This window comes from Pseudobdellovibrionaceae bacterium, from assembly GCA_020635075.1.
Lineage (GTDB): Bacteria > Bdellovibrionota > Bdellovibrionia > Bdellovibrionales > UBA1609 > JADZEO01.
In genome coordinates, this window is record JACKAM010000001.1 from 1,580,124 (window position 1) to 1,606,971 (window position 26,848).

Annotated in this window: 24 protein-coding genes; 10 read left to right on the forward strand and 14 right to left on the reverse strand. The window is 50.2% G+C overall.

Annotation, left to right across the window (positions count from 1 at the left end):
• Window positions 1-244: 244 nt before the first annotated feature.
• The gene (locus H6624_06900; GenBank protein ID MCB9084054.1) at window positions 245-1,273 is read left to right on the forward strand and encodes an alkaline phosphatase family protein; all 1,029 of its coding nucleotides are present in this window, start codon (window positions 245-247) and stop codon (window positions 1,271-1,273) included.
• 3 nt (window positions 1,274-1,276) lie between these two features.
• Here H6624_06900 and H6624_06905 read toward each other — a convergent pair whose 3' ends face one another.
• The gene (locus H6624_06905) at window positions 1,277-2,158 is read right to left on the reverse strand and encodes an endonuclease (GenBank protein MCB9084055.1); all 882 of its coding nucleotides are present in this window, start codon (window positions 2,156-2,158) and stop codon (window positions 1,277-1,279) included.
• Between the two features lie 151 nt (window positions 2,159-2,309).
• On the opposite strand from H6624_06905, the gene H6624_06910 reads away from it, so the two are divergent.
• Window positions 2,310-3,527 carry a cation:proton antiporter gene (locus H6624_06910; GenBank protein MCB9084056.1) on the forward strand — a complete coding sequence of 406 codons (1,218 nt, stop codon included), beginning with the start codon at window positions 2,310-2,312 and terminating at the stop codon, window positions 3,525-3,527.
• Window positions 3,528-3,597: 70 nt separating this feature from the next.
• Here the strand turns inward: H6624_06910 and H6624_06915 are convergent, their stop codons facing one another.
• On the reverse strand, window positions 3,598-4,137 hold the full coding sequence (locus tag H6624_06915; GenBank protein ID MCB9084057.1) for a hypothetical protein: 540 nt from the start codon (window positions 4,135-4,137) through the stop codon (window positions 3,598-3,600).
• Between the two features lie 102 nt (window positions 4,138-4,239).
• Here H6624_06915 and H6624_06920 point away from each other — a divergent pair, with 102 nt between their 5' ends.
• Entirely contained in the window at window positions 4,240-4,656 is a 417-nt protein-coding gene (locus H6624_06920) for a CBS domain-containing protein (GenBank protein MCB9084058.1), read from the forward strand.
• Here H6624_06920 and H6624_06925 read toward each other — a convergent pair.
• From H6624_06925 to H6624_06940, 4 genes are all read right to left on the reverse strand, one after another.
• Complete coding sequence (locus tag H6624_06925; GenBank protein MCB9084059.1) at window positions 4,653-5,078, reverse strand: hypothetical protein; 426 nt, start codon at window positions 5,076-5,078, stop codon at window positions 4,653-4,655. The genes H6624_06920 and H6624_06925 overlap by 4 nt on opposite strands.
• 110 nt (window positions 5,079-5,188) lie before the next feature.
• Window positions 5,189-6,421 (reverse strand): hypothetical protein, encoded by a 1,233-nt coding sequence (locus H6624_06930; protein ID MCB9084060.1) that lies wholly within the window; start codon window positions 6,419-6,421, stop codon window positions 5,189-5,191.
• 27 nt (window positions 6,422-6,448) lie between these two features.
• Window positions 6,449-6,826: a hypothetical protein gene (locus H6624_06935; GenBank protein ID MCB9084061.1), complete on the reverse strand. Its 378-nt coding sequence runs from the start codon at window positions 6,824-6,826 to the stop codon at window positions 6,449-6,451.
• A gap of 117 nt (window positions 6,827-6,943) precedes the next feature.
• On the reverse strand, window positions 6,944-8,359 hold the full coding sequence (locus tag H6624_06940; GenBank protein ID MCB9084062.1) for a fibronectin type III domain-containing protein: 1,416 nt from the start codon (window positions 8,357-8,359) through the stop codon (window positions 6,944-6,946).
• 477 nt (window positions 8,360-8,836) lie between these two features.
• Here H6624_06940 and H6624_06945 point away from each other — a divergent pair, with 477 nt between their 5' ends.
• From H6624_06945 to H6624_06955, 3 genes are all read left to right on the forward strand, one after another.
• A complete protein-coding gene (locus H6624_06945; protein MCB9084063.1) occupies window positions 8,837-10,258 on the forward strand; it encodes a response regulator in 1,422 nt (473 codons plus the stop codon).
• Between the two features lie 14 nt (window positions 10,259-10,272).
• Complete coding sequence (locus H6624_06950; GenBank protein MCB9084064.1) at window positions 10,273-11,712, forward strand: HAMP domain-containing histidine kinase; 1,440 nt, start codon at window positions 10,273-10,275, stop codon at window positions 11,710-11,712.
• Between the two features lie 163 nt (window positions 11,713-11,875).
• Window positions 11,876-12,535 (forward strand): hypothetical protein, encoded by a 660-nt coding sequence (locus H6624_06955; GenBank protein MCB9084065.1) that lies wholly within the window; start codon window positions 11,876-11,878, stop codon window positions 12,533-12,535.
• Window positions 12,536-12,552: 17 nt separating this feature from the next.
• On the opposite strand, the gene H6624_06960 is transcribed toward H6624_06955, so the two are convergent.
• Together H6624_06960 and H6624_06965 are read right to left on the reverse strand one after the other, a co-directional pair.
• Window positions 12,553-13,215: a peptidylprolyl isomerase gene (locus H6624_06960; protein ID MCB9084066.1), complete on the reverse strand. Its 663-nt coding sequence runs from the start codon at window positions 13,213-13,215 to the stop codon at window positions 12,553-12,555.
• An 85-nt stretch (window positions 13,216-13,300) separates the two neighbouring features.
• Window positions 13,301-13,843 (reverse strand): hypothetical protein, encoded by a 543-nt coding sequence (locus H6624_06965; GenBank protein MCB9084067.1) that lies wholly within the window; start codon window positions 13,841-13,843, stop codon window positions 13,301-13,303.
• A 136-nt stretch (window positions 13,844-13,979) separates the two neighbouring features.
• Here H6624_06965 and H6624_06970 point away from each other — a divergent pair, with 136 nt between their 5' ends.
• Both H6624_06970 and H6624_06975 read left to right on the forward strand, forming a co-directional pair.
• On the forward strand, window positions 13,980-14,489 hold the full coding sequence (locus H6624_06970; protein MCB9084068.1) for a response regulator transcription factor: 510 nt from the start codon (window positions 13,980-13,982) through the stop codon (window positions 14,487-14,489).
• 22 nt (window positions 14,490-14,511) lie between these two features.
• Window positions 14,512-15,669, forward strand: a complete 1,158-nt coding sequence (locus H6624_06975) for a patatin-like phospholipase family protein (protein ID MCB9084069.1) — start codon at window positions 14,512-14,514, stop codon at window positions 15,667-15,669.
• Window positions 15,670-15,752: 83 nt separating this feature from the next.
• Here H6624_06975 and H6624_06980 read toward each other — a convergent pair whose 3' ends face one another.
• The gene (locus tag H6624_06980; GenBank protein ID MCB9084070.1) at window positions 15,753-16,799 is read right to left on the reverse strand and encodes a hypothetical protein; all 1,047 of its coding nucleotides are present in this window, start codon (window positions 16,797-16,799) and stop codon (window positions 15,753-15,755) included.
• Between the two features lie 310 nt (window positions 16,800-17,109).
• On the opposite strand from H6624_06980, the gene H6624_06985 reads away from it, so the two are divergent.
• Window positions 17,110-18,762, forward strand: coding sequence for a 4Fe-4S dicluster domain-containing protein (locus H6624_06985; GenBank protein ID MCB9084071.1), 1,653 nt, complete (start codon window positions 17,110-17,112; stop codon window positions 18,760-18,762).
• 173 nt (window positions 18,763-18,935) lie between these two features.
• The gene (locus H6624_06990) at window positions 18,936-19,943 is read left to right on the forward strand and encodes an IS110 family transposase (GenBank protein ID MCB9084072.1); all 1,008 of its coding nucleotides are present in this window, start codon (window positions 18,936-18,938) and stop codon (window positions 19,941-19,943) included.
• Window positions 19,944-20,192: 249 nt separating this feature from the next.
• Here the strand turns inward: H6624_06990 and H6624_06995 are convergent, their stop codons facing one another.
• The 5 genes from H6624_06995 to H6624_07015 form a co-directional block, all read right to left on the reverse strand.
• Complete coding sequence (locus H6624_06995; GenBank protein ID MCB9084073.1) at window positions 20,193-20,819, reverse strand: hypothetical protein; 627 nt, start codon at window positions 20,817-20,819, stop codon at window positions 20,193-20,195.
• A gap of 18 nt (window positions 20,820-20,837) precedes the next feature.
• Entirely contained in the window at window positions 20,838-22,688 is a 1,851-nt protein-coding gene (locus tag H6624_07000; GenBank protein MCB9084074.1) for a hypothetical protein, read from the reverse strand.
• A gap of 94 nt (window positions 22,689-22,782) precedes the next feature.
• Window positions 22,783-23,859 carry a hypothetical protein gene (locus tag H6624_07005; GenBank protein ID MCB9084075.1) on the reverse strand — a complete coding sequence of 359 codons (1,077 nt, stop codon included), beginning with the start codon at window positions 23,857-23,859 and terminating at the stop codon, window positions 22,783-22,785.
• Window positions 23,860-24,388: 529 nt separating this feature from the next.
• The gene (locus H6624_07010) at window positions 24,389-25,645 is read right to left on the reverse strand and encodes a hypothetical protein (protein ID MCB9084076.1); all 1,257 of its coding nucleotides are present in this window, start codon (window positions 25,643-25,645) and stop codon (window positions 24,389-24,391) included.
• Between the two features lie 194 nt (window positions 25,646-25,839).
• Window positions 25,840-26,706, reverse strand: coding sequence for a hypothetical protein (locus H6624_07015; GenBank protein ID MCB9084077.1), 867 nt, complete (start codon window positions 26,704-26,706; stop codon window positions 25,840-25,842).
• Window positions 26,707-26,848 lie beyond the last annotated feature (142 nt).

The following is a 26,848-nucleotide window of genomic DNA, read 5'->3' on the forward strand; positions in this document are numbered from 1 at the left end:
GTTTTCGCATTGCGACCGCAACGGCTTTTACAAGGATTCTTCACATTTGCCTAAGAACCCCGACATTTCAGAGCCAGATCTCCCGCATGAGGTCACTCTCCACGAAAATATGTCGCGCAGCGCCCCAAAAAGGTTCCAGGTCCTCAAGTGATATGCGTAGTTCCAATATCGACCTCCCTTGGGAGGCCGATATTGGAACTACGCATATCACTTGAGGACCTGGAACCTTTTGTAGGGGGACAATATGTTTCGGGGTACATTCGCACTTTTGCTTTTGGTTTTGGGCCTGCAGGCTGCAGCAAGTAGCACTGTTCGCATCGATGATCCGGTTCAACATTTCGTCTTTGCCTCCTGCAACCGCCAGCACAACCCACAGCCCCTGTGGAAAGACATTATCGCCCAACGACCCCAATTTTTTCTTTGGGGGGGAGACAATGTCTACATTAACTCCAGCGATCCAGATGTCATGAAGAAGGAATATCTGGTTCTCCTCGACAATCCCGACTACCAGGATCTGCGCCGACAGACTCCCATCATTGGCACTTGGGACGACCACGACTACGGAGAAGACAACGGCGGCATTGGATTTCTCATCAAAGATTTTTCCCAATCTCAATTTCTCGACTTTATCGGTGAGCCGGCAATCTCGCCAAGACGAAGCCAAAAGGGAATCTACACGGCCTACACCATGGGTCCTCCGGATCAACTGGTAAAAGTCATCCTGCTGGACACCCGCTTTCATAAGACCAGTAGTTTTGCCACTGATGCTGACATTTTGGGTGAAGAACAGTGGCAGTGGCTGGAAGAACAGCTAGCTGGCTCAAAGGCAAAGGTTCATTTTTTGGTTTCCAGCTTTTCGGTGCTTTCTCCCCGTCTGGTCGGTGGAGAACAATGGATTGACTGGGGTAAGGCAAATGCCCGCCTAGAGGAACTGATTGAAACCTACCAACCCTCGGGACTGGTGATTTTAACCGGTGATCGCCATTTTGCAGGCATGCTCAAGAAGCAACTCCCCAATGGCATCACCTATTATGAACTCATGGCCAGCGGCCTTACTCACGTGGCTAAACCCATCTTAAGACCGCTTTTACGCAAAATCTATGGCAAGAACAATGTGGTCTTCGAACGAAACTTTGGCGTCATTCGACTTGATTGGAACAGCGGCGCCCTCGCCATGAGCTTTGAGGTCCACACGGACAAATCCCCGGGCAGCCCCCCTTGGGTGCGCAACTTTCAAATGGATTCCTCCGGAATCTGGAAGCTGAGCCAATAGGTCTTAAAAATCTTTGATTTGATTGACGAGACTTGGGTGATCAACAAAAGGGTTGCGTGTTTTTTGAAATTCAAAAACCTCGTTGTTACGCCAGATTTCCCATTGATCCACTGGATCTTCCTCGTGCCAAAGACGGAGAAATTCCTCCTGAGTGGCATCGATCGCAATATCGTAGCGAACGGAAAAGTAAAACAGAGCCCGAGCCACGTTTCCCTTGTTTTCAGCAGGGGGTTCGAAATAAATGGCTCCACCCTTGGTCAAATATCCTCGGTTGACCCCTTTGCATGGGGGTTTATAGGGAATCCTCACTTCGCCAAAAGGATGATTGCTTCTATTTGTATTCACCCAGGAGAGCACCGGGCGAAGAATATGAAGGTCAGACTTTTGCAGTTCGAGCGATTCGCGCTGATTAAACCTGGATTGTGGCCAAAGATGTTCGGTATTGGTGATGCCCGCATCGGGAATTCGCCCTGGACCCGGCCCGTTTCCCTTGGGAAAATCGCTTTGTTTGAGATCAACTCCACAATAAAAGGTCTTCACTTGATAGCCACCTTTTGGTTTGTCTTCCAGATGAAGTTCCCCATACATGAACTTTCGAGCCGCATAGTAGGAAAATAGGGTGTGTTGGTAGCATTGCCCCTTTATTGGGCAGCTCGTGTGAATTTCATCATAATGATTGGGCACGGCCAGATGCACAGCTCGCAGGACATCCCGTAAAATCTTCTTTAAACTCTCATCCTGAAGTCGGTCTTCGCTCAGTGCTGAATACAGCTCCTCACCGTAGTAGTATTGGATGGGCTCAGGGGGAAGGGCAGCCAGGGCTTTTACAGCAATAAAAGTCCAAAGCAGAAAGCCAACTCGGGCTATGTGGCGGGCCAGTGGCAAGAAACCTTCCTTAGTTGCTTGTGGGCCTGACCGGTGAAAAGCTCCTTCTTCACCTAACAAAAAGTCTAGTCAGAGTTTGGGAAAATGAAAACCGAAAAATTCTCCCTTCTGCGGCAATATCCAAAAATGGCCAAAGGTCCAGGGCGGCGGTTTGGACAAGGATGAGCTTGCTCAAACGGTTCTATTTCTAAAAGGCACATTCCTGCGCTACAATCACTTCCATATGTCTTTTGAGCTCCAACTATTTGTTCTACTCAGCCTGCTTTTGCTGTTACCCAAGATTCTCTTGCGCTTTCGAATTCCAACGGCCATCACCGCCATGGTGTTAGGGGTTTTGGTCGGTGTGGTCTCGGGAGCCTTTGAGGGCGACTCCACGGTCAACCTATTGGCCACCTTGGGGATCACCTCACTGTTCCTCTTTGCTGGTCTCGAAGTGGATGTGGATGAATTGCGCAAGGATGCGGGCTTTCTCTCAAAGCATTTGGTCACCACCGTCGTCATCCTAGTTGTCTGTGCTGTTGTGCTGGGGTTTCTGTTCAATCTGAGCACCAGAGTCTCCCTGCTACTTTCCCTGGGGCTTCTTACGCCTTCGACAGGGTTTATTCTCGATTCCCTTCCTGGATTTCACTACACGCCCAATCAGGAAAAATGGATCAGGTCCAAGGCCATATCCAACGAGATCGTGGCTCTAATCATTATGTTTTTGATCCTCCAGTCTACTTCGACCTGGGGACTGATCATTTCCACTACTATTATCGTACTCATTATATTCATTCTCCCCATGTTGTTTCAGTTTTTCTTTGCCCGAGTTGCCCCCTTTGCCCCGGACTCGGAAGTGGCTTTTCTCATCCTCATTGCCCTTCTCTGTGGAGTGATCACCCGTAAGATTGGTGCCTATTACCTGGTCGGCGCCTTTATTGTGGGAATTACCGCAGGAAGATTCGAGCACTTCCTGAGCCGCGACAAATCCAAGGACATCATGTATGTTCTTAAACTCTTCTTTTCCTTTTTTATTCCCTTTTACTTCTTCAAGGCTGGCATGGCGGTGGATCTGAAGGGGATTTCACTTAAGGGAATCCTTGCCGGATCTACATTCCTACTGTTCTTTATTCCTTTGCGGGTGGTGATGGTGGGGCTCTCCCTACGGTTTTTTCAACGGGACTCGTGGAAAGACCGCATTGAGATTTCCATGTCTCTCCTTCCCACATTGGTATTTGGATTGGTCATTGCCAGCATTTTGCGCACCCTTAAGGCACCACCTTACATTATTACCGGGCTCATTCTTTACACCTTGGTTTCAAGCATTTTGCCAGCCTTCTTTCTGCGCAAAGCACCGCCCGTTGAGTACGGCCCAAAGGTCAAGGTCTAAATCCTGCAACTCTGATCTGTAGATGGGAGCGAATATCAGCATCAAACTTAAAAGTGCCTGATGTCGGTTACTAGATTGCCCGACAGGCTAAATAGGCACGGGTAAGGGCTTCTTCCAGAGTGCCCCCAAAGAGCCGGTGTTCAATCAAGGTACGAATCTTGAGAGCGGCATTGAAGCAAGAGTACTCCTCCCACTGCCCCTTTCCTTTAAGAGATTTTATGTCCTTGCACATTTCGCAGGGAATCTCCGGATCAATCGCTGAACGTTCCAAATAGTCCGTCTGAATACAGACACGCCGAGGGAAGGCCTCGTGATCGAGGCAGACCATTTCAGCCAAATCCCGATCCAACACCCGAGACCCCAAGCGCAACCGCTGACACTGATAATTCGCCGCCGAGCCACAAATGTTCGCCTTTTGTGAATCTGATAGATCGGAGAGGGCGTCCAAGGTCTCAGCATCATAAACTCGCTGAGGACTTTCGATAGTCCCCTGCCACCGGCCACAGTTCTGAAAAAGGCCCATCAACACTGCCAAAGCCGCTGCCACTAAGAGTGACAGGCGCCAACGGGCACCCCTACGTGACGTCGATATATCTGACTCCCAAATCATAGGACCCTTTTACCATAGTCTGGTTCCCCACACAAAGTGTTGGAGTGTGACTTCACTTCATCCTAAACTGAAGACCAAACACAACCTGGCAGGAGTGCTCCGATGAAAACAGCTGTCGATGAAATCATGGCGACATCAATTATTTCAGTTCGTCCCGATGCCACCATTCGCGATGTGGCAACAATGATGGCCGAGGCTAAAGTCGGTGCCACGGCTGTTATGGAAAATGGCGAACTCCAGGGGATGTTCTCCGAGAGGGACCTACTCAATCGGGTGGTCGCCAAGAAAGTGGATGTGGATGTCACGCCAGTAAAAGAAGTGATGACCTCTCCGGTGATCACCATTGATACGGGAACCACAGCTAACGACGCTCTCTATATTATGACCGTAAAGCATATTCGCCACTTACCAGTGGTCGACAAGACTCAAAAACCGATTGGCATGTTGGGAATTCGCGATCTGTTGGAATGTGTGCTGAACGAAACCATTGATGAGTTCATCACCAAGAAGGTCGACTAATTGTCGATCGGGCCCCAGTTGCCGTCACACTCCAGGTTGCCCCGCAAGATGGGGCCAGCAATATTGAGTTCATGGACATAAACTGTGCGGTGCCCTGACTCTTCGTCCTCGGTCAGCAAAATATCATAGCCGTGGTCCCAACTCTGGGGTCGATAGCAATCCATGAGCACCACCTTGTTACGAAATCTCCCACCTTCTTCCTCGATGGGAAAACACTCGTACTCTGCCAGCTTTTCACTGCCAACAAAGCTCATATCAAAAAGATGACTCAGTACTTTACCGGAATTTTCCCAACTCAAGGACACAGCTAGACCTTCGTCGCGCACGAGAGGAGGAAGACAATCCACTGCCCACTTGTCACCTCCCTGGCTGACCGAAAACAAGAAGCTGGTGAGCAAGGCAAAGGCCTTAAAAAAGTACATGAAGCCCCCTTGCCCATATTAAAGCAAAACAGAGGCCAATTGGCCTCTGTTTAAATGTTCTTTCAACAAATTCTTGGGACTATTTGAGTCGTTCGAAGAGAAGGATCACCTCACTGGCGATCGAACATCTCCTTGCCACCTAGGTTGGACTCCCGATCCACGGGCGTCGCCAACTCTCGGAGAGCTCGCAGATATTCCATGGCTCCGGGAGGAAAACTAAATTGTCCGCCGCCGGAGTAATCCAGAAAGATGTTTTGCTCCAGCCTCTCGTAGCATTTAAGAGCAATAGACGAATGGGGCGAACGCTTGATACAGGCCTTGTAGTAGAACTCATTGGTATCGCCAATACCCATGTCAGCCACCACTTCATAGCTCTGTCCTAGATAGAATAGCGCCTTGGCCTGATCATCCACACTGGCTTCGGTGCGCAGGAAATCATGAAGAAGGGCCGATGTTCTCAGATAGTGAATGTAAGAGGACCGATCTCCCCAATAGTCTTCGCCTTTGCGCGCCTCACTGAGAATGCGCTCAGCTTGCTTGAGCAAAGTATCGGACTTTTTGGGCTTGTCCGTTTTCCAGCGGGCGATGGCCTTGGCCCAATCCTTGGCATTTTGCCTCTGAAAGGTCGGCAAGGATTTGTTGGCTAGGATAGTATTGACGATCTTCTCGGCCTGAGTCGGATTCTGATTGGCACGAACGGCCACATTCAATGCACTATTGGCGGCCTTCACCCAAACATAGCTCTCGTCGGATGCCAAAGCCTTATCTGCCAAAATGGTTTCGTATTGACCGATTGCTTGATCAAAACGACGAACCGCCGCCAAAAGCTCACCCTTTTCAATTGGCTTCAGTTTTTGAAAGGTCTTATCTTTTTCCCAATCAACAAAGCTCGGCCCCCAGGTGCCCCGGGAATGACAGCGCACACACATCGAAGTGGCATTCTTTAAGACGGCCCGAGCATAGTCGCGCTTGCCCGTGCGAAGACCCTCAACCGCCAAATGCAGCTCGCGATCTAGAGTATTGGAGATGACCGCCACGAAAGGATCTTTATCCAGTTTTTTGATTTTATCTTCACTTCGTTGCCTGTTCACATTGTGAGCCAATGTCGCCAAACGTTCTGCATCGTCCTGGATCTTACGGCGGTTCTCAGGAGCGTTGAATTCCGTTTGGCTGGCCAGATAAGGATAGATTCCGACCAGGACATGACTCATCTCCTGCATTTTGTCTTTCCACTGCCCACCGGGGGCATCCGCCTGTTTGCTGCCACTTCCGCAATGGACCAGGGCACTGGACAGACCGAGCATTGCCATCATCTTGATTGTGTTTTTTAATCCTGCTGTCATCTCCCCTGCCTCCTCGCGACGTGATGCCTACATTTTGAGAATAATCGATACCAACAAATAAAGGGCGCTAAGAATACTGAAGACCATCCAGATGGTGCGCTGCCGATCGACGGTCTTTTCAAAATTATTCACCGACTCGTTTTCCAGGTAAATCCCAATGGAGCGGTCATACTGATAAATGGTTGAAGCGTAAATGGCGAGAAAAGTTCCGTCAAAAATGGCGTGAGTGACGTACTGAACGCCTCGGTATACTCCATAGGAAAGGCGAACCATGGCGATGGCGACCAGAATGCCAAAGACAATGCGAATCCAAAAGCGAATCTGCATCATCCCATCCCTGACACGGGAATCGGAGAATCGTTCGATGATACGACGGTCTCGGCCCTGGTTCCGACGGTCTGCCATAGATGCTCCCCCTCTGGTGTGTCCCTAAGTGTAATGAAAAACAGAGGAGATGATAAGAGAAGAATGGGCCCTCACGGGCCCATTCTCAGCAACTGGACCTAGGAACGGGGGAAGCTCCTAGCGTCTTGTACGAAAGGCTACTGGGTGACTGACCGAAGGCTCGCCTTCAATCCCTGAAAACACCCGAACACTGTACAAAGTGTTAGGCGTGAGCCCAGTCAATTCGACCCGATGGTGCATCACGAGTTCCGGGTAGAGTGCACCGGTATAAATCCAACCCGTAAATTTATCTGTCAGTTCCACCTGCGAAGTGGAGAATGTATCAGTCTCCCAAGTCACCACGGCTGTCGTCGAGGTGATCTCCTCAATTTGTAGCTTGGTGATTTTCACAGGAATGGTCTCGCCATTGTCTGGCTTGACGCAGTAATTGATGTACACTTCTGAGTTCTCCTGCCCCGCATTACCGGTCAAGTGAACCTCTTCCACCTCACTCACATAGTTAAAGTCTGCGGCGACGCCATCGACCTCAACAGCCACCGACTCTCCATCGATTTCACCGCCCTGGTTGTCGAGAACAAACTCAGTCTTAAGAGAAAGCTTTTTTGTGACCAAGCTGCCGATCTGGGCCAAACCTTCATGTAGGCGACCACCAGAAAGATCAATGGCGACTCCATTACCTGCACGAATCATCTCCAAATAACCGTAGCCAATTTCATTTTCACCACCACTGGGAACCACGCTTCCCTCGTGGTAGACAATTCCTGAAACCAAAAGTGGTCGCTCACCCTGGAAGGTGCGCAAACGGGTGTAGACACTCTCAGAGCTCACACTCTGACAGTAAGTATTAAATGCCGGGTCCTCTTTACCATTCGGATCTGGAACCTGGACAACGCCCTCTGGGTAACGGGCACAAATGTCGTTTTCATCGGCCACAAAGACCACGGCGAGGGCCGCGTCCTCGCGGAAGAAGCCATGACCTCTGGACTCGGCCAGCTTGTCTGCTTCCATGGCTTGGTTCAGAGAGTAAACTCCGGTCTCTCCACCATCGGTGACACTCTCACCCGCCACATTGCGCATGCGGTAGCGAAGGATGCTGCGGATGTCGGCCATCTCCATAGTCTGATTGTCCAACACATAGGGCTTGTCCGCCTGACGTCGGTAAATGCGCCCTGACCAGGTGGTCGCGTGGGCTGGCATCACCGCAATGCGCACATCCGCATCACCAGGGAGCTCAGCCATAAAGGCGTCCACCCCATCACCAATCGTTTCGCGCTCGGCATTGAGTGAGCCGGAAGAATCGACAACAAAAAGGATGTCGATCTTTTTGGTCACCTCAGCCGGCGGCTGATAGTGCTTTTGCTCAAAGCAATATGGCTTGGGTTCTGGACGAACAAGGTCTGGAGGCACATGGACAGGGGGATTAAGCCCATTGTCAATGGCATTGCGCTCGTCTTCTGTTAACTCACAGGCTGTTAGGGTAATAACAGCCAACAGGCTCACTAGGAGCCTTAACCCTAATGTATGTAATGGCATACCGACCCTCTCAGGACAACAAACGTTTCCACAAATTCCTGATTGCCGGACACTGGTTACATACAGGGAAGTAATTCCGGACACCAACTGCGAACTCTTTGACGCTTTCAGGATAGCCGAAAGTCCAGTGTCTCGGAAACCACCAAGAGATGGACATTTATTCACAACTTCCCACTCTGAGACGAATTTGCACCTCTAGAGCGGTTTAACCCCAACTGGCCGCCTTTTATGTTGCGCAAAAAATTCTCCCGGTGTCCCAGAGAAAAAACACTTTTGTGTCAACATAGGCCAATTCTCACATCGACTGTCTCATCTGGAGTCCCTAAACGTCTCAACAAAAACCGTCGTTCGTTTTGGTACGTCGAACAATTGACTTTCGCCCAGGAGTTTTTCACCCCATTCTTGAGGAGATTTTAACAGCATATTAATGATGGAAATGCCGATAGTTAACAGAGAGCTTAACTTGAGGAGCGTGCCATGTCCGACAACAGCAAGACTGTCCTTTTAGTCGACGACGACGCTGGCCTAAGAGACATTCTTCAGGCAACTCTGGAAATGGAAGACTACACGGTGATTGCCGCCCAGGACGGGGAAGAGGCCAAGCAAAAGTTCGATGAAAATGCCGGCTCCATTATGGTGGTTATTTCTGACATTCGTATGCCCAAAGCCGATGGAATTGCCGTCCTCGAACACGTGAAAAACAAGGACAACTTCACTCCCGTTATTCTGATGACAGGTATTGCCGAGATCATTCAAACCAAAAAGGCCGTGGATCTCGGTTGCGATGACTTTATTGCCAAGCCCTTTAAGCCCTCTGAGCTCCTGGCGGCCCTTGATATTGTTTTGAACCCTGCCAATAAGGGAGCTGGTGAAGATGACGAAATGGGCCGTGACCCGGAATTCTGCAAAGTGTGGCTCGAAGACTTTGTCACGGGCTCCAGCCTACAGACGGATCTTTATGTGCGCCTGTCGCCCAAGAAGTACTTAAAAGTGGCCCGCACCGGCACCACTTTGGATCGGCCACGAGTGGAGGCCTACAAGCAAAGGGGTCTCAATTACCTTTACATTCCCAAAGAGGATTTTGCCAAGTACGTGGGCCTCAATCTTAAAGTGACCACGGCCATTGCTAAAGCAGGTGGGGGCATTTCAAAGGCGCAAAAGATGCAGCTCCTTAAGCACTCCACCGAAGTCATTTTAGAGCAGACCAATGTCAATGGAGTGAGCCAAGAGCTGGCTGAGGTGGCCCACACTCTGGTTGGTTCAACCTTGTCCATGATGACTGAAGACGACGATCTGTATAGCTTACTCGATATGCTCAACACCCACTCAGATGCCCTTTATGCCCACTCGATCGCGGTGAGTGTGTATTCAGCCCTGATTGCGCAAAAGATGGCGTGGACCTCGCTGCCGACAAAATCAAAACTGGTGATGGCGGGGCTCTTTCACGACATCGGAAAAAAGGAAATCCCCAGGCAGCTGTTGGAGAAAAACCGAGTGAGCCTGACCGAAGATGAGATCAAGACCTTGGAAACCCACGTGGTTCGGGGCAAAAACATACTCTTGCAGATGCCCAAAATGCCATCAGATGTGGTGCTGGCAGTCTCTCAACACCACGAATACTGCAATGGCCAGGGCTACCCAGCTCGGTTGACAGTGCACAAGATTCATCCACTCGCTAAGGTCCTTTCCTTGGCCAACATCTTTAGTAACCTGGTGGTCAAAGGGCCCCAACACAAAGCTCCCATGGAGCCCAAAGAGGCCATTCAAGAGATATTGGATTACCAGTTGGAAGAAGTCGACCGTCATGCATTGGCGGGCCTAATGAAGGCCTTTGGTGTGGAAATTCCTAAAGAGTTTGAAAAGTACGGCCAGGGTAAGTTGGGACTGACAGGAACTTGATACGGGAACAATCCATGATTGAAGCCTCTGTCCATGCACCTAAACCTCTCGACTTTCGCTCTCGCCTGAGCCAGTGGGGAACTGATTTTGTGACTCTTTTTCAATGGCTGCTAGCCACTGGAACTGAAGGCTCCAAATCCCCCCAACTCAAGAGCCGCATCCGCATGGGGAATCTCCTATGCATGATCATGGTCCTCTACTGCACGGCCTATGGATTGCTCTACACCTATTTTGGGGCTCACGTCCTCGCCTTTGTTACGGAAACCGGAATCCTGGTGGCCGTGGCCTCCATGGTCCTCAGTCACGGTGGCCGCCATCTTTTGGCCCGCCACTTGTTTTTTACCTATGCGCTGTTTTTGATTGGCATCTCGGTGCAGATGTGGGGACCTCAGTACAACATTCAGCTGATCTATTTCCCGATGGCTGTCATTCCATTTTTGCTTTTCACCCTCCACGAGAGGCGCTCCCTCGTTGCCACCAGTGGCCTGGCCGTCCTCGGTTATTTTCTTTGTCAAGCCGGACCCATTGCATGGGTTTATCACCTCAGGCCCCATGATCTCTCGCCGACCACGGCCGAGATTATCGGTGTGTTCACCGAGTGTGCCTCATTGCTGCTTCTTGTCCTGCCAGTGGCGGTGATCTTTCGTTCCATGCGTTCTTATGAAGAGGAGATTCACTCCACCAATCAGCAGCGCCTTGAGGTGGAAAAGAATATTTCTATTGGCCAGATGGCTGGAACACTCGCCCATGAAATCAACTCCCCACTGACCACCATTCTGGGTGCCATGGAGATGATCAATATGTTGGTGGAGAGAAACAAGTTGGACCCGGAAAAACTCAAAAAGATGACCGACCGGGCGGACTCAGCCGTCAAAAAAATCACCAGCATCACCCAAATGCTGCGCAATCTTCATTACACTTCCGGCAACGACCCGATTGAGGAGACCTCTATTCAGGAAATCCTAGCCGAGGTTCTCGCAATTGTACTACCGCAAATGCACAAAAAAGAGGTGGCCTTGGTTCAAGACCCAAGTTCAGCCAGACTGCCTGTCCACTGCCGAAAGTATCAGGTATTTCAGGCCATCCTTCACCTGTTTGAATTTGCCCTCTCCAAGATACCCAAGAGTCAACTGGGTGCCACCGTTGAAGTCAGTTGGGCCGACGAGCAAGACTCGGTCGAACTCTTTATTAGATTTTCTGGTGAAGGGCTGAGCGACGAAATGATCGCCAATATCAATGACTCCTTTTTTACCACCTCTTCCGACCATCGGGACCAATTCCCCGGGCTGATCATGGCCAGCATGATTATCCAGCGCCACCAGGGCAGTCTGAAGCTGGAGAATTCCGGCGAGAATCCTTGCTTTGTCCTTCAACTCCCCGTGCGCCCAGCGGAGGATTTGGACTCCCCCGAGAGCGAATCCCTGGATGTGGACGCCCTCCTCAAATCCTCCTGACTTCATGCGCTAAAAATCTTTTCACACCGATTTTGCTGTTTATATTCAAGGCATTATGGCGTCTCACCCAGACCCTCCAGTTGCCCCTTTGACCCCTTGCTTTTAACAATGATAGGCCATGCTTCCTGTAGGCGTGATGATCACTTGTTCGAGGGGAAAATTTTTGGAATTGAGCAAATCTTTGGGGATAAAGAGATTCGTGTTGTCTTTGGCGGCCCTGGCCCTGTTTTCATGTAGTGAATCGCCCAGTGATCGATCGCCGGCCGGCAGTCGATTCCGCGATTGTAACCAAAGTGAACTGACGCAAATGGAAGCCCTCGGGGGAAGCTTAGTTCTCCCAGATCACCTCAGTCCTGGCCGCTACGAGTACCAAGGGAGCCAGCTGTTGGTGTCGTTGAAAGAAAACGGTAAAACCCGTTCAGGCGTTCTCATTGCCGACCAAGTCGACCAGACTGGGAACGCAACAACGGCTCTCACCTGCTCTCTTGGCTTTGGCTCTGGCCACCTGGAAGCACAGATTGATTTTCCCCTGGAACTGCAGATTGACCCCCGCCTCACCTGGGTGATCGACAGCAAACGGGGCTTGAATGTGGAAATGGACCAAAACGACATCGTCCACTTGGGCGGCCGTTTGGACCAGCCTGAGAGTTGGACGGTCAGTCAAATTCGCCGCGAAATGGACAACCGCCGCCTGGCTGGAGGCGACCTCTATTTGGTTCAGATCTCAGCCGAGGAATTTGAGTTTGTTCTTATGGCCGAAACAAAAAAAGGCGGTGGGCTGGTGGAGAGAAGAACTCTCCGTGCCCGTTACCGCCTTCAATAAAACCTGGACGACGCCGATTACTTGGCGACCTTCGCTGTCTTGATGTAGTCCATATTGGGGAAGGTCTTCTTCAAATAGGAATTCCCCTCAGACTGAATAGCACCCTGGTTGGGCCGCTCACCATACTCACCGTTGATGTTGTTCACCACATCCATGCCTTCCACCACTTTGGCAAAAGGAGAAAACCCCATGCGATCCAGGTTGGTGTTGTCGTTCAAATTAATGAACAACTGAGTGGTGCGGGTGTTGGGACCAGCCGTGGCGAAGGTCAAATACCCTGATTTGTTGGATTCCTTCACTGCATCGTCGGTGATGACCTTTTGTTTCCACTTGGAAGACTCATCCGGATTGCCGTGAATACCAAACTGGACCACGAAGCCCTTCACCACGCGAAAAAAGGCGATGTCCTTGAAGAAGCCTTCTTGGACCATTTCGTAGAAGCGGTCCACACCCTTGGGTGACCAATCCCGATGGGCTTCCACCACGAACTTGCCTTTGGTTGTTTCAAACGTCACTTTAAACTGCTCGGGTGCTTGTCCCACTTTTGCCGCCTTTCCTTTAGTGTCTTTTTTCTTGGTCTCTGTTGTTTCCGCTTTTTTGTCCTTGGCTGCTGAATCTGCCGCAAAAGCCGGGGCTGCCAACACGGCAGCGGCCAAACAACTCACAAGTAGTCGCTTCATGTTTTCTCTCCTCCATCCAGTTCACTTATGGATAAGGAAACAATTTAGCGACTGTTGACCAGTCGGCCAATACTTGACACACCCCTCAGTCGTGGTGGTCCTCGGACTCTTCGTATTTGTCCTCATGATCCTTATGGTCCTCGCGCTCCAATGAGGGTGTGGCCCCTGCCCCGCTGCCTTTGACATGGGCATTGGCAGCTCCATGTTTATAGACCAACTCACCTCCCAAATGGGCTGTGCGCACCAGGGCTGCGGCTGCGACCAGCGATCCCAAAACGGCCACCCACTTCAAATGCTCGCCACCCTTGGGCCAAGCGGTGGCGCCAACCGTCAGCAGAAATACCACTCCGGCCAGGACCACTAAGGACTCTGCGGCTTCTTCATGCTCATGAATGATGTCGTGGGCCACGACCTTTTCCACCCGGTCTTCGTCCCCCTCCCCGGTTTTGTTGGCAACAATGGCCGAGGCCAAAAAAAGAAAACTGATGACGACCGCCCCCCACCAGCTCCCCTTCTCTGCCCGACCCTTTTTCTGCAACCAAAGGATGGCAACGAGGACGACGGGTAGAAAAAGCCCCAAGACGATGGGGAAATGGACAATGATCGGGTGAAGCGGTAGGTCAAACATGGTGTCCCTCCTTTATTTATGGACCCTGTGCCTCCATATTGGCTCTTTTCCAGATTTTCGCTATCCGACCTTTGCCTGACACAAAAAACCTAACATTTTCAGTGACTTAAATGCGGACGTGAGGCATTTGTGGGATATGGAAAAACCACTGCTTCTTGTCACTTTGGGACTGGTGACCCTGCTGGCCGGGTGGGACATTTATGAAGACCTTCAATCCTCGGGCTGGGGACTCCACGTTGCCTTGGAAAGCCTTCTCCTAGCCGGAACCAGTCTGGGATTTGTCCTGATCCTCCGCCAATGGCTGCGGGTTCGCACGGAAGCCAGCCAACTGCGCCAAGATTTGAAGCACTTGTCTTCGCTCAATGAGGAATACCGGAAAGAGGCAAAGCAGTACGCCCTAGGCCTGCAAACCACCATTGATCGGCAAATGGACCGCTGGAAATTGACTGATGCAGAAAAGGAAGTGGCCTACCTGTTGATCAAAGGTTTTTCCACCAAAGAGGTCGCCGATCTACGCCAGACCAGTGAGAAAACCGTCCGCCAGCAGTGCAGCCAGGTGTATCGCAAATCCAATTTGGGTGGCCGGGCCGATCTGGCGGCTTTTTTTCTTGAAGACCTGCTCTCTCCATCTACTCAAGTCGACTAATTAGGGTATTATCAATTCCAAGATGGAAATCGTCAGAGGTCACATTAAAGATCCCGCTGAACACTGTGTGGGTTTGGTTTTATCTGGCGGTGGTGCCCGCGGAGCCTACCAGGCCGGCGTTATTCGTGCTCTCTATGAATTATCCATTGAGATGGACAAGCCCGATTTGTTTCGCATTGTTTCGGGAGTGAGTGCCGGCGCCATCAACGCCGCTTTTTTGGCCTCGCACATGGAAGACTTGGACGTGGCCACCTCGGCCATGTGTCGCCTGTGGCAAAATCTTAAGGCCGATGAGGTTTTCTCCACTCGATATTCCATTATTGCCCGCAATGCCAGCCGGGTGATCCGTGGCCTGTCCTTTGGCGGTATCAGCCAAAAGCTCAACCCAGATAGCATGGCCCTGTTGGACACAGCCCCTCTGAGAGATCTTCTTCGTCACGCCATTCCCTTTCCCCAGATCCAAAGAAATATTGAGAGTGGAATTCTTCATGCCGTGAGCCTCACCGCCACCGATTATTCCACCAGTTTGGGCATCACCTTTGTCCAAGGCGAAGAGGGAATCCCCATGTGGCATCGGGCCCGGCGTCACAGTGTGCAAGCTGAATTAACTTTGGACCATGTGATGGCCTCAAGCTCCATTCCCATTTTCTTCCCACCCGTGGTTGTCGATGGCCGCGAATATGGAGATGGTTGCCTGAGAAACCAGGCACCATTGAGTCCCGCCGTCCACTTGGGAGCTAATCGCCTTTTAGTCGTGGGAGTGCGGACCTCAAGACGGGTGCACATCAAGAACACCAAACCCCTGCGCGCCACCTTAGGTCGCATTGCCAGTGTGTTGGTGAATGCCATTTTTATGGATGCGATTGAATCCGACCTGGAGCGCCTGCATTTTATTAATCAGGCCCTAGGGCAGAACGCCGATCCAGGCGGACCGGCCGGATTGCGACCCGTGATTCCGTTTTACCTGCGACCCTCCAAAGACATCGCGCAAATCGCCCATCGCCACGGGCACCGATTGCCTAAAGTGATTCGCTACCTGATGGGTGGATTGGGATCCGAGGAAGAGACTTCAGATCTGTTGAGCTTTCTCCTCTTTGACCCCGTCTACTGTTCAGAATTGGTGGACCTCGGTTATGAGGACACCAAAGCCCGAGCCGCCGAATTGGCCCTGTTCTTATAAAAAACGGGCGCCTGGTTGGGACGCCCGTTGGGGAAGGACAGGTTCTCTCGTTTTGGTCTCTGTCAATTCGTGATCAAGTTTACTTATTCACCGGCGGCGGGATCGCCATCGCCAGCGGAAGGCTTCAAGCAGGCGCGGATCTCACGCTCTTTCACAGTGCCATCGGCCTTGGTGACTTTGATCTTGCCACAGCCAAGGAACTCGATGGAGCCCTCTTTAACGGCATCGCCACGAGTCCAGCTGGCTTTTAGAACGCCAGATTTGGGGCAACGGCAGTCGGCCTCGTAAACAATATTTTCAGGGCTGTAGCGCGCAGTGAACTTGGCCAAGTTGTGATCAATGCGGAAAGTTCCACCGTCGACCACCCGATTCGGACTGCGAGGACGATTACCAGCAATGCCGATGGCACCTTCAGTCGAGATCGACACATCGGCCACTTTGCGAGCGCGACGGTTGAAGAACTGCACATGCTTACCCAAGACCTGATAGGCCCAAGTAGGTGTTGCGGCGTTTTCATTGGCGTCAACACTGGAGGGCTCTTCCTCACCATTCTCCAAATCAGGCCCACGGGTGAGCAATTGGCCACCACCGATTTCCTCTTCAAGATAGTTCTGGTGAGCAGCACTTGAAGTGGAAGCAGCACCGCCCAAAATGCGGTTGGCCACCACGGCAAATGTACGATGCACTTCTTTGCCCTCTTCATCCAAGGAGCAGCTGTCGTTGTTGAACTCAAGCTTCACGGCGCCACGCAAGATCAAGCGCGTACCACGCACTCGGCAGCCAGCGTATTCCTTATATTTAAATGAAAGGCCATCATCAGATGAACGACACTCCTGAGCAATGGCGGGCGGTCCACAAAGTGGAATGCGCGGGTCAGCCGGCTCATTTCCGGGCGTGTTGGCAAACACGGAAATGCTGTTATCAGCAGCGACAAAATTCCCCTCGTCAGTGGAACCCTGGTCAGCCAACTCGTCGTGGGCTTTGTTCATCACATCAATTGTGGCTTCAATTCCGTAGGTTTCAGAATCAAAGGCTTCGTCACCATTGTTTCCAGTCGATCCGTTTTGGATCCCTTTACAGCCAGTGACCAGTAGGCCGGCCATAAGAACAAGCAAATAGGACTGACGCATTTAAAGACTCCTGGTTAGAGATTTTGTCCGTGATTGTGAAGTGGTCAGGAATTGACGTGCAGCTTGAAAGGAAACCCCATGGCTCATCAGGAGTTGCGAAAAAATACCGTCTCATATTGAGATTCCCTGTAATTTCAAATGCTTAATGCCCAAGAAAAGGTCAACTGGCTCATTGCAAAACAGGCGGGGAAAAATGGCCCAATGGCGGCCTCAAAAGTGGACAAAGCCCCCTCTTTTCCCTACATTAGCCGGAATCTGATTCGACCCAATACCAACACATGAGCCGATGTTCACCCAGAGGAGACCGTCCATGGCCAAGGGATCTCGATTTGTTCCAGCGAAATTTCAAAACCAACTGCCTTGGGATCAACTGATTCTCCACGATGTTCCAGAAAACGACGAGGCCGTCCCCATGGATGTGGTTTTTGTCGGCGCTGGCCCTGCAGGATTGGCTGGCGCGATCGAACTGGCCAAACTGGTCAAAGAAGACAATGAAAATGGCGGCGGCATTGGCGATGTGGAGATTGGTGTTTTAGAGAAAGCAGGCTCTCTTGGCGGTCACAATCTTTCAGGTGCTGTGGTCAACCCCATGGCTTTGAAAATGCTGTTCCCGGAAATGGACGCTAAAGACTTTCCTTTTCGCATCCCCGTTCCCGGTGATGCGGTTTACATGTTAAGCGAAAACGGCTCGACTCGCATTCCCACTCCGCCCACCATGCACAATACGGGTAACTATGTGGCCTCCATTTGTGAAATCGTGCGTTGGATGGGCGAAAAAGCGGAAGAGATGGGCGTGAATATGCTCATGGGCTTTCCTGCTGATTCACTGTTGATGAGAGATGGGGCCGTGGAAGGAGTGCGCACCACACCTGCCGGCCTTGATCGCGACAGCCAGCCCGGTGGCCAGTACATGCCGCCAACGGACATCATGGCCCAGGTCACGGTGCTCACCGAAGGCACCCGTGGCCCTTTGGCTCAAGCCTACATGAAGGCGCAAGACATTGAGTCCGAGTCACCACAGATTTATGCCTTGGGAGTCAAAGAAGTGTGGCGGCTGAAGAAGGCACCTGATTCTGTCATTCACACCATGGGCTGGCCTCTCCCCAAAGATGCCTTTGGCGGTAGTTTCTTTTACCCCATGGGCGAAGACATGGCAGCTCTTGGTCTGGTGGTGGGCCTTGATTACCGCCAGAGTGCGCTCGACGTGCACAAGATGCTTCAGCAAATGAAAGAACACCCACTGTTTAAATCCTATTTCGAAGGTGGCGAGATTGTTGAGTGGGGAGCCAAGACCATTCCCGAAGGGGGCTTTCACTCTCTTCCCAAGCGTCTCCACGGCAATGGCCTTTTGATGGCCGGCGACTGTGTGGGCATGGTCAACGTGCCTTCACTTAAGGGTATTCACTACGCCATGCTCTCCGGTATCTATGCCGCCCGCTCGGCCTTTAAGGCTCTTAAAGCCAAAGACACCAGTGCCACTCAATTGGCGGGCTATGATCAACTGGTGAAAGACTCCGTTATTCACAAAGATCTCTACAAGGTTCGCAACATGCGCCAGGCCTTTAAATCTGGTTTTTATGTGGGTGGCGCCAAAGCGGCGATGATGACTCTGACTGGTGGCGCCTTCCCTGGCGGATGTGGTCACAAGGAAGAAGACGGTGAAGAGTGGAAAGATGTGACTGAAGGGCAAAAGGGAACGGGCCTCAGCAAGGTGGATGCAGTTTATCTCTCGGCCAATAAAACCCGGGACGATATTCCCTCTCACCTGGCGGTGGGCAAAGACGTTCCCCCTCACGTGGCGGACTTTTACACTCACATGTGTCCAGCCGGCGTCTATGAAATGCAGGGGGATCAATTGGTCGTGAACGCTCCCAACTGTGTGGACTGTAAGGCCACCGACGTTCTCGGTCCCCGCTGGCGTCCCCGCGAAGGCGGCAGCGGCCCCAACTACACCGTGATGTAAGTAAAGGTGCCAGGTTCCGAATATGCGTCTCAGTGCGAAAAAAGAGGGAAGCTATCCCTCTTTTTTTCGCACTGAGACGCAATAAATGGATCCAGCCTGGAATACCCTTAAAAGCATAAATCGGGTATTTTTTGGCTCCAAACAGCCGTTATGCAAAACCAGGAGGATCCACAATGACAACTACAACGATCGCACTTGATATTGCAAAGGAGAAAATCCACGTTTATGGCGTAGATAGCCAAAATCGCGTCATAATAGACAAAGTTTTTAATCGAAAGAAACTCCTCTCTTTTTTGGCTAACCATCAGCCGGTGAAAATATTTATGGAGTCTTGTGCCGGTTCAAATTGGCTTTGCCAGCGCCTCAATCAAATGGGACATCATGCGTCTCGTATTTCAGCTCAGCACGTAAAGCCTTATGCGAGCCACCAGAAGAATGACCGTAATGATGCTCGCGCTATTTTGGAGGCTAGCCGAAGGCCAGGTGCTCTTTTTGTAGGAGTAAAATCCCCGTGGCAACAAGAGTTACAATGTCTACACAAAATGCGAGATCGAAGACTCAGGGACTACAAAGCTCTCAATAGCCAAATCCGGGGATTCCTGTTTGAATTTGGCATTTTAGTCCCTACGAGTTCGGCTAAATTCTTTAAAGTTATTCCCAAGGTCCTAGAAGAAGCCGAGTCATCACTCAGTGGGATAATAAGAGATGAGATTTATGAACTCTTCGTTGAGTGCCGTAACCATTACCTAAAGGCTGAAGAGCTCGAAAAAAAGATCCGGGATTACTGTAGTGAAAGCCATTTCTACCGCAAGGCTATCGAAGAAATATCAGGCGTGGGACCTCTGGTGGCCTCAAGATTTTTGTCGACAATAAGCAGCCCGAGTAATTTTAGGAATGGAAGACAGGTCTCTGCTCACCTAGGTCTAGTTCCACGACAATATTCGAGTGGAGGACGGACAAGGCTTGGAGGCATAACGAAAAATGGAGACATTGGCTTAAGAACTATGCTGATCCAGGGAGCGCGAGCCAGACTCGCTAGCTTAGTGAAAAAGCAATATCCCACTCAGGAACAAAGTAAGCTTTTAATGTGGGTAGAGAAAAAGGGGTTCAATGTCGCGGCAGTGGCCCTAGCTAACCGAAATGCCAGGCAAATGTGGGCGATTATGAATAAATGTGCATAGAAAAACAAAATCCGTGTCAACAGAAGGAAGATAAAAAGAGTCGGACTCTTCCCGATAAGGACCTAACGAACATGCAGGCCTAACCAGGGTCAGGGACGCAATGAGGAGATCGGGAGCAACATCAATTATCTGGGCTAGGAATTACCTTCCATAAGAGCCGAATAGACATAAGTTGCCTTCACTTCTTATCAATCTTCGGTTGACACAACAGGCTGGATCCATAGACATATTCGGAACCTGGCACCTTTACTAATAGACCTCCAAGGGTTGTAACCGCGGAATCAGATAGATCTTTGGGCACAGACCTTGCCGCAGCATTTGAACGCCTGCGGCAAGAGAAAACCACAGCACAAATCCGACGAGAGTCTGCACAAAAACCCTCCGCACACTAAGTCTGCTAGGAGAAGAAACTCGCCACCAAAATCCAATCAATCCCAGGGCAACTCCTGCCTCACCGACCTCCTCGATAACATCGCCAATCGGCCCAATTGCCAACCAATCAAAGTCGATTGAAAGACTCACCAAACCACAAACCAGGATTCCAAAGATGTGCCCTTTTACCTTTCCGGTAACATCCCTGAGTTGAAAATACAGAACAACAAACACAAATAGTGCCCCAAGCAAGTAGAGAGTAAACACAGGATCCGGAAGAAATCTCAAACACCCTTGATTGACCCGAGACATTTTTACGCATTCATGAAACATCATCAGCTCATCGACAGATAGAAATATCATCCCAAGACCACAGATTCCCTTTAGCCATCGATCTAGGCGACTCGCAAATATCAGCGGAAAAGAAACAAAGAACAGTAGGCTGGTTAAATACTGGAAGAGTGAATACTCAGAGGTAATCCAGTCGAATTGGCCGACTATCATCTTTTGTAACCCTTTCGACTAAGTCCGGCACATTAGCTTCTGCTCACTAGATAGAAACTTGATGACAATTCGACTGCGATCTACGGATTTCAAGGCATCTTTCTTCATCGTAATTAAGACAATCGCTGGCATCGCGGCAAAGCAAAATCCCACTTCTCCAGTGACCGTAATTGTATCACCGTTTATCGACTTTACCTGGGGGTAACTCGTGAACGGCAGTGGTATCTTCGAGTTGCCAACCTCTAAATAGTAAGAAGAAAGCAAGTTCTTTTCCTGAAGCCATTCAAGTCTCTCTTCACCCGCCATTTCACCATCGTGGCGGACGCGAAAACGGCGAACTCCGATCCATCCATCCTGGCGCTTTTCCACCTTAACAAGACTTGCCCAACCGTCCGTCTGCAGAGTGATCTGATCGCAGGAAACAAACTTAGAAAGTGACTTGCCAGCAGGCTGATCAAAGGAGCTCACCTCTTGATCTGGATGACATATTGGATACCAGTGCCCAACCTGAAAGTAATCAGAGGCCTTTGCCTCTTCCCTTTCAGCTGTCAAAAATCCAATGGCCTTAAGAGCATCAGCACTCACCAGGTTTTCCCTCTTAAGACGTTCGCCCCCACTCTCTGGAACCCATACCTTGTTGAATTTCCAAAACCCACTTCTAACATAAATCTGCATTGGCTCAAATGAAGCAGGTTTCAATTCGATTTTTACTTGCCCTTCAAACTTCGTATCCCAAACCTCGGGATCTACGGCTTCGATGTCAACTCTATGAGCTCTAGCACCATAGCTTACAATAGAATAGTTTCGAAACTCAATGGGCTCACTACAAGCAAACTGAGAGACGATCTTATCAGACATGCGATACCGAACCTTGCACCCGGGCTTAAAGAAAAATCCACCAACCTCTATGGGCTTGTCGACCAAAAAAAGACAGTTCTCATTTGAGCAGGTTATCTTTGAGACCTTACTTGTATCAACGGGATACTCAGCCAAGGTGGAGGAAAGATTTAACCCAGTATTTGACCAAAATTTGGTCCCCTTTACTAAAACCTTATCACCAACTTTCAAATCTGCGCTCGGTCTCACATATTCCAAAAAACCCGCCGGGGTAACTCCAAACTCGCTGTTCGCTGGGACTCCAATATTCCCAATTTTAAGATCTTTAAAACTGGTTCCCGAACGAAGTCCTACGACATTCGCAACCTTCTCACTTGTATAGAGTTCAAACTCCTTTCCTCCGCTCAAAGGGAACATTTCAGACACTTTGTGATCACCAAAAAATGAAGGCGCTCTACTTTCGTAAGACCGATATTCGGAGAATGAAACCTCATCTTGGTATCTGGAATCATTAAATAAATTGCCGGGAAAAACTGCTCTCAGTATAGTCAAATGCCGAGATAGGATGTATCGATCTTCTTTGAGTGTACCTTTATAGACTTTGCCATCTGGACCAAAGTATACCGGCGTATTCATAGCTAACACGGCTGGTTTTTCCTTGCCCATGCCCTTTTCAGTTCGCTCCCAACTTTGAAAATGGTTCAATACCAAGTCTTGATCCAGCACTCCCGAACTAACTCGACCAGTAGAATGAAACCTCATTCCCGGTAGAACCTCGGTAGTCCCGTCGGGCTTATCTAAGTAACTCTTGAGGCGGATACCATCTTGGACGAAGCTAAAACGTACCCCTCCTACAAAGTGGCCAACATACTCAGAATATTGTTCGAAAGATCCACAAGACCGGATTTGGACTCCCTTTGGGAGATCCACTATACCAACCTTCATCGATGGAGCCAAAATAGTATAGGTCACAGGGGACTCTTTGCTTTCAAAATCTGATTCCACGAACTCCCTAGAGTGGGTATTTGCCATGGGAATGCAATCCCCTGGCCTTTTCATAATTTGAGCCTCAGTCCTCTGAACGCCTACCCCTAACAAGACCACTAATACGAAGCTCGGAAGTACCCTAATCATGACAGCCCTTCATTTGACCATACTTGTCAAAAAACCACCCGTTATCGCCCTTTTGTAACACAATCATCCGGTCACCCAAATCGGGCTCACGAGCAAAGAATAGTTCGACTCCATTCACTACCATTTGCCCTGTTATTGGATTGAGTAGGCATTTCCTATCATCAACAACATACAGATCTGTACCCTTAACCCCACTAAGGCGAGACAAGCGCCCTGAATATGATTGCCGCCGATTAAATGCAAAGAGAGTTTGAGGTCTCCTCATCACTTTGGGTTGTCTCGTCAGATTGCTGATTGTTGACTCCCTGTCGTAAAAAAACTGACATTGAAAAACCCGTTGCTTTTCTGAGGGCACCTCCTTGACCGCCTGCCAATCAATTAGGGAATAGCTCACCTGGCTTCTTTCCCAAATGCCGTGCGCAACTATATCGTTCACATCAACGGGGATGGAGTTCTCTAACAGTTCGAACCGGAGGAAATTGGTGCATTGGGTTTCGTATGGTGCAATTGTTTTACATTCAAAAAAGTATCCCAGAGATTTGGCATAGGAAATTCCCTTCTTGCCAAAAATAGTTAAAATTGGGCCAAACCATTGATTCTCACGACACTTCCGTATCGCCTCTAAATCAAAGTTTAGATAAGCGCCATTTACCGACGAAATGCGAACAAACTTAGGAACTGCGCGAGGAACGTACTCATCTTCGCGAGGTGGTTTAAGCGAGAGTCGCACAGGCTTCCCTCCTGGGAGTATGGCGGCCCATCCTCTTTGGGACTTGATCAATTCACTTCCAACTGGAACTACCATACCATCATAAGTTCGAAATTCCTTCCCGAGACTTAAGCCAACAACATCACCTTGATCATCGAAGCGAACAGGCGTCTTAGGCTTTACCATGAAACCTTCCACTTGAACCGTGCTGGAAGGAATGAGTTCTTTGGGTTGACCCGCTCGCAGAAGCACTCGGGACCCTGGAGGCACTCTGATGTTAAACACCATAAGGGTCTTCGATACCGTTAGCCACATTTCAGTGGGACTCTGTCCAATATCGATCTTTGAAATTGACGCCATGGAAATCCACGAACACTCCAGAGATCTTCTTCGTCTGGTCCTCCCTGGCTCTCCCATCTTCGATTCCAAGGTATCAGTCACCACCGGGAAGCAGGAGTCCGGGATTTTCGATGCTGGTATATCTCTGTCTTCCTCCGACCCAGCCTGCACCCATCTTTTCAGCATATGTCGGTCAAACCGTTCTGCTTCTCGACTTTCCAAGTTCTTAAGCTGTTGCCGACAAGAATGTAGTTCACCCTCGTAATCGCGAACCATGCCGTTAGCAGCGATGTCTCTGCTTTGTCCGACAGCTTGAAGGGTGAAACAGCAAATTAACCCAGATAAGGTCCTCACCGCTAAACTCGCGATCCTCATTCTATGATGTTAGTTGGTCCAATTATGGAGATACATCAATAAATCATCTATATTTTTAATCTAGACCAAAATACGACCATGCCAAATTCCGAATATGCGTCTCAGTGCGAAAAAAAAGAGGGAAGCTATCCCTCTTTTTTTTCGCACTGAGACGCATATTCGGAACCTGGCACCTTTACTGAACCGGCCCAATGTAATCTGTGGCCAACACCACGTTGTCATACCAAACTCGGCCATTGCCTTGGGTGTCTTTGGTCACGTAGTAGGCCAAGGACATGACGTTGAGTTTGAGCACCTCGTTGTCGCGCCATTGAAAGCCTTCAAAGGGGGCGATGGCGATTTGGTTCATGGAGTAGGACCAGTTGGCCTGATTCCACTCGTAGGCCGTGCTTCCCGTTGGCAAAAAGGCGCTGTGGAGCCATTTGCCCTCTGGATAGCCTTCGTAGTGATGAGAAATCAATTGTCCGTTGATCCACAGTTTTAGCTCACCATTGCGGGATGAAACCGGGTTGTTCATTTTGACCATGATCTCCACACAGACCCATTCTTGCCGCTTGTATTGCATACCATAGTCACCAACAAAACTATTGCCGTAGTATTCGGGACTGGAGGCATTGTGATGCATCCCCATCCAGTAGTTGTAAAACTCCATGCGGTCATTGCGGAAGCCGTACTGGTCTAAGTTGTCCTCTGTTCGCATTTCCAGGCGCACAGAGAAACGATTGTCATAAATGGGGCTGTTGCTGTCAGAAGGACATGAGGGTGTGAAGTTCCCACCTGTGGGACGGATTCCAGCCCGACCCATCCCCCAACTGCAGTTATGATTCACACCCGAAAGCCCCCCTCCTGTGTGGTGATGGGAGCCAGAGAGGTAGCTGGTGTAGGAGCCGCCACCACCGGTCTTCTGCCCAAGAGCTGGAGTGTCGAGCTTGATGTAATAGCGAAGATGAAGCTTATCGTTGTTCTCAGCCCCAATGCGATCCAGCCTTTTGGACACGTGCCCTCCGGTGTTGCCTCCACCCAGTCGGGTCATCTCTAGTGCGCGTGTGCCTCCACTTCCGCCAGGACTGTCGGCTGCCAGACTCATTCCGGATTCGTTTTTGACATCCGTCCAACGATTGAGAAGCTCACTCAAGGTTCCGTTGTCAAAGCTCTCAGCGAAGATAACTTGGGCGTCACCTTCGATACCCACGTCTCCCGGATAGCGAGAGGCAATCCCCGCCCCTGACACAGGATCAACGCCACCTGTGGGTGGCCCGTTGGTGCCGCCAGTGGAGTTGTTGTTCCCCATTTGCTCGACGAGTTTGTTGTTGAAAGAACCACCACAGGAATTGAATGGAATGAGAAGCACAAAAAGAACTGCCGCCCAGACGGCGACGATGAATTGCGCCCAAGATATTGGCTGTGTCTTCCCCCGATGACCTTGCCCCATGTCTGCCCCCTTAAGACCCCTAAGGGCCTAAAGGTGCAACACCAGGGCCAGGAATCTTTTGCGGGTCTTCTATTTCAACTGCGACAAAGCGCCACAATCACATGGGAATCTCAGGGTGAGACAACAATCTCACCCGAGGGAAGGCTGTTTAATGAAGTGACAGTGTTAGAATGGTGCCCATCTGGTACCAGATCTTAGCGAGAACTTGGACGGCCGAGCAGGGTGGCACGGATGTTCATGCGGGCTGATTCTCCTGCAGTTCCTAACCACTCTTGAAGTTTTTCGATGAGGAAGTCTGCTTGAATCTGTTCACCCACTGCTCGGCGGCGCCACTCGATCCGCAACATCAAAAACAAGAGCAGGTTTTCCTTGTCTCCCTGATCTGAGATTTCAATTCTCTCCTGCCGGTCTTCGATGACAAAAAGAGGTGTCCGGTCCAGCCAATTGGTATCAAAAGGTGTGTGAGCCTCAAGGCCGGGCATCACCGGACGAATCACTTGTTCAAGAAGATTGAGTTTCCGCTCCGGAAATGCCAATGTCGCGGTATCAAGATCAATAAGTGCCAGAAATCCACCTCGTTTGATCAAAGGCAAAATCCGAGCAAAAGTTTGGGGGTTAATATGGGTCAACTCCCGAGTCAGCCTTAACAAAATGAAATCAAAGACCCGTTCTTTGGTGATTTCCCCTTCTAAAACCTTATTGGCTCTCACCCAGTAGTCGGGCTCCCATTCCCTGAAGGGAAATGCCAATTCCAAAAACTTCTTCTCTGTAAAGTAGGACCTGACTGAACCGGCCACCATTTCAGAGCCAAAACCGGCTTCTAAGATCTTCTCGGAATAATTCCAGCTACGGGAATTAAATAGATACCTGAGCTCTCCTGATGCCTGCACCTGAGACTTCACTTCGAGAAGCAGCTCCCACAACACTGACGAAGGCAAACTTCGCAGTCGTTGCACCAGCTCTCTTGGTTTTGCCAATGGCATTAATGAATCGAGAAACTCAAAGGCGTTCTCCGAGGCAATAGAATCACCCTCGGCCCAACCAAAGCCTTCAACACCCATGTCACACTCCTAGAGTCGTTTATGACTCTCCTCCAACCCAACTTTAGGATTTGCAATGGGTGTGCCCTGACTAGGCATTTTGATTGAAATTGAGACACTTCTGAGCAGGCACCCCTGTCTTAATATTAAACAATTGTCGACA

Coding starts and splice junctions, on each gene's coding strand:
- H6624_06900 (MCB9084054.1), top strand. CDS start 245: ATGTTTCGGGGTACATTCGCACTTTTGCTTTTGGTTTTGGGCCTGCAG.
- H6624_06915 (MCB9084057.1), bottom strand. CDS start 4,137: ATGATTTGGGAGTCAGATATATCGACGTCACGTAGGGGTGCCCGTTGG.
- H6624_06920 (MCB9084058.1), top strand. CDS start 4,240: ATGAAAACAGCTGTCGATGAAATCATGGCGACATCAATTATTTCAGTT.
- H6624_06925 (MCB9084059.1), bottom strand. CDS start 5,078: ATGTACTTTTTTAAGGCCTTTGCCTTGCTCACCAGCTTCTTGTTTTCG.
- H6624_06930 (MCB9084060.1), bottom strand. CDS start 6,421: ATGACAGCAGGATTAAAAAACACAATCAAGATGATGGCAATGCTCGGT.
- H6624_06935 (MCB9084061.1), bottom strand. CDS start 6,826: ATGGCAGACCGTCGGAACCAGGGCCGAGACCGTCGTATCATCGAACGA.
- H6624_06940 (MCB9084062.1), bottom strand. CDS start 8,359: ATGCCATTACATACATTAGGGTTAAGGCTCCTAGTGAGCCTGTTGGCT.
- H6624_06945 (MCB9084063.1), top strand. CDS start 8,837: ATGTCCGACAACAGCAAGACTGTCCTTTTAGTCGACGACGACGCTGGC.
- H6624_06950 (MCB9084064.1), top strand. CDS start 10,273: ATGATTGAAGCCTCTGTCCATGCACCTAAACCTCTCGACTTTCGCTCT.
- H6624_06960 (MCB9084066.1), bottom strand. CDS start 13,215: ATGAAGCGACTACTTGTGAGTTGTTTGGCCGCTGCCGTGTTGGCAGCC.
- H6624_06965 (MCB9084067.1), bottom strand. CDS start 13,843: ATGTTTGACCTACCGCTTCACCCGATCATTGTCCATTTCCCCATCGTC.
- H6624_06970 (MCB9084068.1), top strand. CDS start 13,980: ATGGAAAAACCACTGCTTCTTGTCACTTTGGGACTGGTGACCCTGCTG.
- H6624_06975 (MCB9084069.1), top strand. CDS start 14,512: ATGGAAATCGTCAGAGGTCACATTAAAGATCCCGCTGAACACTGTGTG.
- H6624_06980 (MCB9084070.1), bottom strand. CDS start 16,799: ATGCGTCAGTCCTATTTGCTTGTTCTTATGGCCGGCCTACTGGTCACT.
- H6624_06985 (MCB9084071.1), top strand. CDS start 17,110: ATGGCCAAGGGATCTCGATTTGTTCCAGCGAAATTTCAAAACCAACTG.
- H6624_06990 (MCB9084072.1), top strand. CDS start 18,936: ATGACAACTACAACGATCGCACTTGATATTGCAAAGGAGAAAATCCAC.
- H6624_06995 (MCB9084073.1), bottom strand. CDS start 20,819: ATGATAGTCGGCCAATTCGACTGGATTACCTCTGAGTATTCACTCTTC.
- H6624_07000 (MCB9084074.1), bottom strand. CDS start 22,688: ATGGCAAATACCCACTCTAGGGAGTTCGTGGAATCAGATTTTGAAAGC.
- H6624_07005 (MCB9084075.1), bottom strand. CDS start 23,859: ATGGCGTCAATTTCAAAGATCGATATTGGACAGAGTCCCACTGAAATG.
- H6624_07010 (MCB9084076.1), bottom strand. CDS start 25,645: ATGGGGCAAGGTCATCGGGGGAAGACACAGCCAATATCTTGGGCGCAA.
- H6624_07015 (MCB9084077.1), bottom strand. CDS start 26,706: ATGGGTGTTGAAGGCTTTGGTTGGGCCGAGGGTGATTCTATTGCCTCG.